At 61.8% G+C, this 6,683-nt stretch carries 4 protein-coding genes; all 4 read right to left on the bottom strand.

The window, feature by feature from the left end; translation table 11 throughout:
- Nucleotides 1-3,599, bottom strand: a 3,599-nt coding sequence (gltB, locus tag ABW043_RS12105; RefSeq protein ID WP_353921460.1) for a glutamate synthase large subunit, incomplete at its 3' end; no start/stop codon positions are given.
- 525 nt (nt 3,600-4,124) lie between these two features.
- The gene (locus ABW043_RS12100) at nt 4,125-5,171 is read right to left on the bottom strand and encodes a hypothetical protein (protein WP_353921459.1); all 1,047 of its coding nucleotides are present in this window, start codon (nt 5,169-5,171) and stop codon (nt 4,125-4,127) included.
- Nucleotides 5,172-5,299: 128 nt separating this feature from the next.
- Nucleotides 5,300-5,773 (bottom strand): DNA starvation/stationary phase protection protein Dps, encoded by a 474-nt coding sequence (gene dps / locus ABW043_RS12095; protein WP_353921458.1) that lies wholly within the window; start codon nt 5,771-5,773, stop codon nt 5,300-5,302.
- A 155-nt stretch (nt 5,774-5,928) separates the two neighbouring features.
- Nucleotides 5,929-6,384, bottom strand: a complete 456-nt coding sequence (locus ABW043_RS12090; protein WP_353921457.1) for an Hsp20 family protein — start codon at nt 6,382-6,384, stop codon at nt 5,929-5,931.
- Between the last annotated feature and the right edge of the window lie 299 nt (nt 6,385-6,683).

Here is a 6,683-nt window from a genome sequence, read left to right as displayed (position 1 = left end):
TCGGGCGTGCCCTTGAAGCGCTTGCGCAGCACCGGGTCCTGGGTGGCGACGCCAACCGGGCAGGTGTTGAGGTGGCACTTGCGCATCATGATGCAGCCGGCCGCGATCAGCGGCGCGGTCGAGAAGCCGAATTCGTCGGCGCCGAGAAGGGCACCGATGAGGACGTCACGACCGGTCTTGAGACCGCCATCGACCTGCAGTTTTACGCGGCTGCGCAGGCGGTTGAGGACCAGGGTCTGGTGGGTTTCGGCAAGGCCGATTTCCCAGGGGCCGCCGGCATGCTTGAGCGAGGTCAGGGGCGAAGCGCCCGTGCCGCCATCGTAGCCGGAGATGGTGATGTGGTCGGCGCGTGCCTTGGCAACGCCGGCCGCAACCGTGCCGACGCCCATTTCCGAAACCAGCTTGACGGAGATGTCGGCCTGCTCGTTGACGTTCTTGAGATCGTAAATGAGCTGGGCGAGATCTTCGATCGAATAGATGTCGTGGTGCGGCGGCGGGGAGATGAGGCCGACGCCCGGGGTCGAGTGGCGCGTCTTGGCGACGACCCAGTCGACCTTGTGGCCGGGCAACTGACCGCCTTCGCCGGGCTTGGCACCCTGCGCGACCTTGATCTGGATCTGGTCGGAGTTGACCAGGTATTCGGTGGTGACGCCGAAACGGCCTGATGCGACCTGCTTGATGGCGCTCCGAAGCGGGTTCTGCGAACCATCGGCCAGGGGCTTGTAGCGATCGGGCTCTTCGCCGCCTTCGCCGGTGTTCGACTTGCCGCCGATGCGGTTCATGGCGATGGCCAGCGTCGTATGCGCCTCGCGGCTGATCGAGCCGAAGGACATGGCGCCGGTAACGAAGCGCTTGACGATGGTGGCGGCGCTTTCGACCTCTTCGAGCGGGACTTCAGGCCCAAGGGGCTTGATGTCGAAGAGGTGGCGAATGGCGAGGTAGCCGTTTTCGCCCGAGTTCACGCGCTCAGCAAAGCTGTTGTAGCGGTCCTGCGCGGTTTCCGGGCTTTCCTCGAAAGTGCGGACGGCGTGCTGAAGGTCGGCAACGACATCCGGGCTCCAGGCATGCTTTTCGCCGCGGATGCGATAGGCATATTCGCCACCGACATCGAGCGACTTCTTGAGGACGGCATCGTCACCAAAGGCTTCGGCGTGACGGCGCAGGGTTTCCTCGGCGACTTCAGAGAGGCCGACGCCTTCGATCGAGGTCGCGGTGCCGAAGAAGTACTTCTTCACGAAATCGGAGTTGAGGCCGACCGCGTCGAAAATCTGGGCGCCGCAATAGGACTGGTAGGTCGAAATGCCCATCTTGGACATGACCTTGAGGAGGCCCTTACCCACCGACTTGATGTAGCGGTAGACGACTTCGTCGGCCGAGACCTCTTCGGGGTAGTTGCCTTCGGCGTGCAGAGCCTGCAGCGCTTCGAAGGCGAGGTAGGGGTTGATGGCTTCGGCGCCGTAGCCGGCCAGCATGGCGAAGTGGTGGATTTCGCGGGCTTCGCCGGTTTCGACCACAAGACCCGTCGAGGTGCGCAGACCCTTGCGGATGAGGTGGTGGTGCACGGCCGCGAGCGCCAGCAGCGTCGGGATATCAAGACGGTCCGCTGCGATCAGGCGATCGGAGAGGATGATGATGTTGTATTCGCCGCGCACGGCGGCTTCCGCTGCCTGGCAAAGGGCCTCGATAGCCGCTTCCATGCCTGCCGCGCCGTTGACGGCGGGGTAGGTGATGTCGAGCGTCTTGGTCTTGAACTGGTTGTCTTCGATGTCGCCGATGCCGCGGATCTTTTCGAGATCCTCGTTGGTCAGGATCGGCTGGCGCACTTCGAGGCGCTTGACCGTCGAAAGACCCTCGAGATCGAAGAGGTTGGGACGCGGACCGATGAAGGAGACGAGGCTCATCACCGATTCCTCGCGGATCGGATCGATGGGCGGGTTCGTGACCTGCGCGAAGTTCTGCTTGAAATAGGTGTAGAGGAGCTTGGACTTGTTGGAGAGCGCCGAAATCGGCGTGTCCGTGCCCATCGAGCCGACGGCTTCCTGGCCGGTGGTGGCCATGGGCGCCATCAGGAGCTTGATGTCTTCCTGGGTATAGCCGAAGGCCTGCATGCGATCGAGGAGGGCCTCGGTCGGCTCGGGCGCCTTGGGGGCAACGGCTGGCAGGTCTTCGAGGACGATCTGGGTGCGGGCGAGCCAATCGGCATAGGGGTTGGCCGTCGCAAGGGTCGCCTTGATCTCTTCGTCGGAGATGATGCGGCCCTGCTCAAGATCGATGAGCAACATGCGGCCCGGCTGCAGGCGCCAACGCTCGACAATGTCCTCGTCGGGAATGGTCAGGACGCCCGATTCCGAGGCGAGGACCACATGGCCTTCCTTGGTCACGAGATAGCGCGCCGGGCGCAGGCCGTTGCGGTCGAGGGTCGCGACGACATAGCGACCGTCCGAGAGGGACATGGCGGCGGGGCCATCCCAGGGTTCCATCAGGGACGCATGATACTGATAGAAGGCGCGGCGCTTTTCATCCATCAGCGGATTGCCGGCCCAGGCTTCGGGGATCAGCATCATGGCTGCGTGGGGCAGGGGATAGCCGCCGCGCACGAGGAATTCGAGCGCGTTGTCAAAGCATGCGGTGTCCGACTGGCCCTCGTAGGAGATCGGCCAGATCTTGGAGATATCGTCGCCAAAATACTTCGAGTGCACGGAGGCCTGGCGGGCCGCCATCCAGTTGACGTTGCCGCGGATGGTGTTGATTTCACCATTGTGCGTGGTCATGCGGTAGGGGTGGGCCAGCTTCCAGCTTGGGAAAGTGTTGGTCGAGAAGCGCTGGTGCACGAGGGCAATGGCGCTTTCGAAATCCTCGTCGTGGAGGTCGGGATAGAAGGCGCCGAGCTGGTCGGCAAGGAACATGCCCTTGTAGACGAGCGTGCGCGCCGACATCGAGACGACATAGAAGCCGTTGTCGCCATTGCTTTCCGGTATGGCGGCATAAACGGAGTTGGAAATTACCTTGCGAACGATGAGCAGCTTGCGCTCGAACTCGTCGAGGGTCAGGCCTTCGGGACGGCCGATGACCATCTGCTCGATGATCGGCTGGGTGGCGATGACGCCTTCGGAAAGCTTCTTGTTGTCGGTGGGGACGACGCGCTCGCCAAGAAGCGTCATGCCTTCCTTTTCAAGGCAGGCGCGGACGGCGGCGGCACAGGAATCGCGCAGCGCGACGATGTTGGGATAGAACAGCATCACCACGGCGTAGTGGTGCTTTTCCGGAATGGCGAAGGGCAGCACCTTCTGGAAGAAGGCGTGCGGGGTCTGCACCAGGATGCCGGCGCCGTCGCCCATCAGGGGGTCGGCACCCACGGCACCGCGGTGTTCGAGGTTCTCGAGGATCTCGAGACCCTTTTCGACCACTTCGTGGCTGGGCATGTTCTTGATGTTGGCGATCATGCCGATGCCGCAGGCATCGTGCTCGTTGGCCGGATCATAAAGACCCTGGGCTTCCGGGCGGCTATGGATGCGCTTGCCATCGACGATCAGGGTGGTTTTGCGAGTATTGGCTTTCGCTGAAACCGGAGAAATCTGTCCGTTCTGCTGGGGGGCCATATTTTAATCCTCGCTGTCTGATCGCACCCGTTGCCGGGCTTGGTTCGCTATGTCGTGTGCATCCTGATGGTGCCGGTGCCGGCCCGCTGGATGCAGTCTTGGTCCTCAGTGGGCACACTTCTCGCTCGGGTCGTACGTTCGGTACGGCTCGGATGAACAAGTGCATCCATGCGTGGGGAGCGGCGCTGCATCCAAATGGCCGCTCATATTCGAGCTATCTTAGCTCCGCCTGTTCGTTTCCGCTATCGTGTAGCGGTCCAGCCGAACCAGCGTGCGCTGCTTGCCGCGGAGAGCGGGGCGACGCGTCAGATAGGACAGAAGCACTGCCCTAACAGTTCCACATTTGCATAATTCAAAACTAGGTACAAGCGGTTTTGCCAAGTTCGCGACACAAAAAATAGGACTTTCCTATTTTCTGTGTAGGAAAGCGTAGGAATTGGGCGGGGAAAAGCACCGGAAACGATTGGGGCCGCCCGGAAGGACAGCCCAGTGAGTTAAGAAAGGATGAGAGTTTCCTATTTTCCGCTAGGGCAGGACCACATCTGCCTCGTTTCCATCCATGTCATAGGCGACGCGGCCGCCGGTCCATTGATCTGATGCTTCGGCGCGGACTTCCACCAGCAGGCGATCGTCCTCGGGGGTCATGAAGAGCGTGTTACGCGAGATGGTGTAGCGGAAGACGGTCATGTCCGGCATGTCCATGCGGGCGATGGTGCGGGCTTCGAGGTCGGTGAGGCGCGTGGCGTCGAGGGCAGAGAGGTCGGCGAGGGTGAAGGCGCGATCGAGGGTTGGCGCGAAGGGGTCGGGCATGGGCATGCTTGAGGACGAGCGGGTGATCTTTTTGGCGTCCATATAGAACTCGGCTGTGTCGCCGGGGTTTTGTGGGTCCTCCATGGTGATCAGCGCCTTGGTGTCATCGATCATGATCTCGAGGAAATTTGCGTCGCTGCCGAATTCCTCCGCCAAGCGGGCGAGAGTGTTTTCGACGGTGGCGGGGGCAAGCCAGGGGCCGAGAGCGGCGGCATCTGTTGAGCCCTCGGGAAGTTCGACGTCGACGACCTGGCCGAGGGCGGTGACCCAGACGGTTGCCGTGTCATCGCCGGAGCCGGATAGGGTGACTTCCCAGAGCGGGAGCAGTTTTTTGCTGGTGCGGGTGGTGGGCTGGCTCGCTTCGATTTCGACGATGCGGCTGCCGGGGGTGGCATAGGCGGCGATGGCGGCGGCCTTGACCTCGGGCAGCTTGTCGAACTGCAACTGGTCGAGTGCGAAGGGCTTTGTGTCGCCCATGCCGAGGGCAGAGAAATTGACGAAGCTGCCGGAGCGTCGGAGTTCGGACTGGTCCCAGGAATAGTCGACGGTTTGCTCGGCGTCGGTCGGGTGATCGGCCGTGATGCTTATGGTGTCGGCGTCGATGGCGATCTCGTGGACGAGGTCACTGCGGATCAGATTGGCGAACTCGGCCTGAATCTTGGCCATGGGCCAGGCATTGTCGACGAGGAGATTGGCCGCCTGAGCGGGGAAGGCGAGGGCGGCGAAAGCTGTGGTCAGGTAGGCAAGGCGCAGTCGGTACATGGCGAGCCTCCAGAGATTTCGGGCATTATAATACCTCATCTCTGGGGGCGTCGCACTGAGTGGGCGATGAATGGGGCGTTCAGTCGAGCGACAGGCTGACGCGGCACGGTGAACCGCGCCTATGTCGACTATTCAAGATGGGACTTGATGAACCACAGGTTCTTGTCGAGATCGCGCGAAAAGGCAGTGAGGATATCGGCGCTGTCGGCATCGCCCGCTTCGTCCGTGGCGTCGATATCTTCGCGCACCTGATTGGCAAGGGCGGCGTAGCGCTCGGCAAGGGCTGCGAGGTGGTCAGCGACCTTGCGGATATCGGTGGGGTAGGCTTCCAACTTGCTTGCCTTGGCGACGATCTGGCTGGTGCCCAGCGCAATGCCGTCGAGCTGGGCGACGCGCTCGGCAATGGTGTCGGCGTGATCGTCGAGCTGGGTGCGCATGGGGTCGAGCATTTCATGCACGGCGATGAAATTGGGGCCCTTGAGGTTCCAATGTGCCTGTTTGGTGATCAAGGCGAGGTCGATGGCGTCGGCGAGGCGCGCATTGAGGATTTCGATGACGGCCGACTTGGCATTGGATTTGAGGGTGATGGAGGGAGTTTTCATGGCGAGAATCTCTGACGCTGAGGAGGAAAGGCGCGAGGCGCTTTATTCAACTGGCAGCGTCAAGACTCGTTCCCGCCTGAGATGTCAGGGCAAACAAAAAGCGCGGCCCCTTTTTGGGGACCGCGCCTTTGTCGTCTCCGGGAGGAGAGAAGAGACTAATTCACTGACTTGTCTTCGATGGTGGCAGCGCCGCCATTGATGGCAATGGTGCGGGGCTTCTTGCTTTCGGGAAGTTCGCGCTTCAGTTCGAGATGGAGCAGGCCGTTTTCGAGGGTGGCGCCGCTTACTTCGACATAGTCGGCCAGCTGGAAGCGCAGCTCGAAGGCGCGCTCGGCAATGCCGCGATGCAGAAATTCGCGCTTGGTGTCGGCGGTCTCAGCGGGCTTGGCGCCCTTCACGACGAGGCTGTTTTCCTTGGTCTCGATGGCGATGTCGCCATTGGAGAAGCCGGCCACGGCAATGGAGATCCGGTAGGTATCGTCGCCGGTGCGCTCGATATTGTAGGGCGGGTAGGATTTCGCTTCCTGGGTGCCCAGCGTGTCCAAACGGTTGAACAGGCGGTCAAAACCGACGGTGGAGCGATAGAAGGGGGAAAAATCGATGGTCTGCATTTTCACATTCTCCAGTGAGCAACGTGGATTGATCTTGCCGGTGCCTCCCGTGGTGCTCCCAGATGTGGCGAGCGACCTTTTCGGCAGGGCCGGTGTCCCCGGCTTTCCGGCGGACCAAACATATTTAGGGACGGGTTTCCCCGCTTCAAGGGGTGAGCGCAACCGGACCAAAATGAACCGAAAATGAATGGTGCGGTCCGGGCCTGTTCAGGCGCCATGGCCGATAACGTGAGGACAAGGCCGCCGCCGCTGCCTTGTAAGGCGGGACCCGTCATCCGCCCCCCGCACGGGCCCGCCCA

Source organism: Devosia sp. (assembly GCF_040509215.1).
Classification (GTDB): Bacteria; Pseudomonadota; Alphaproteobacteria; order Rhizobiales; family Devosiaceae; genus Devosia.
The sequence above is the reverse complement of the archived record's forward strand: the minus strand, read 5'-3'. Positions and strand labels throughout refer to the sequence as shown.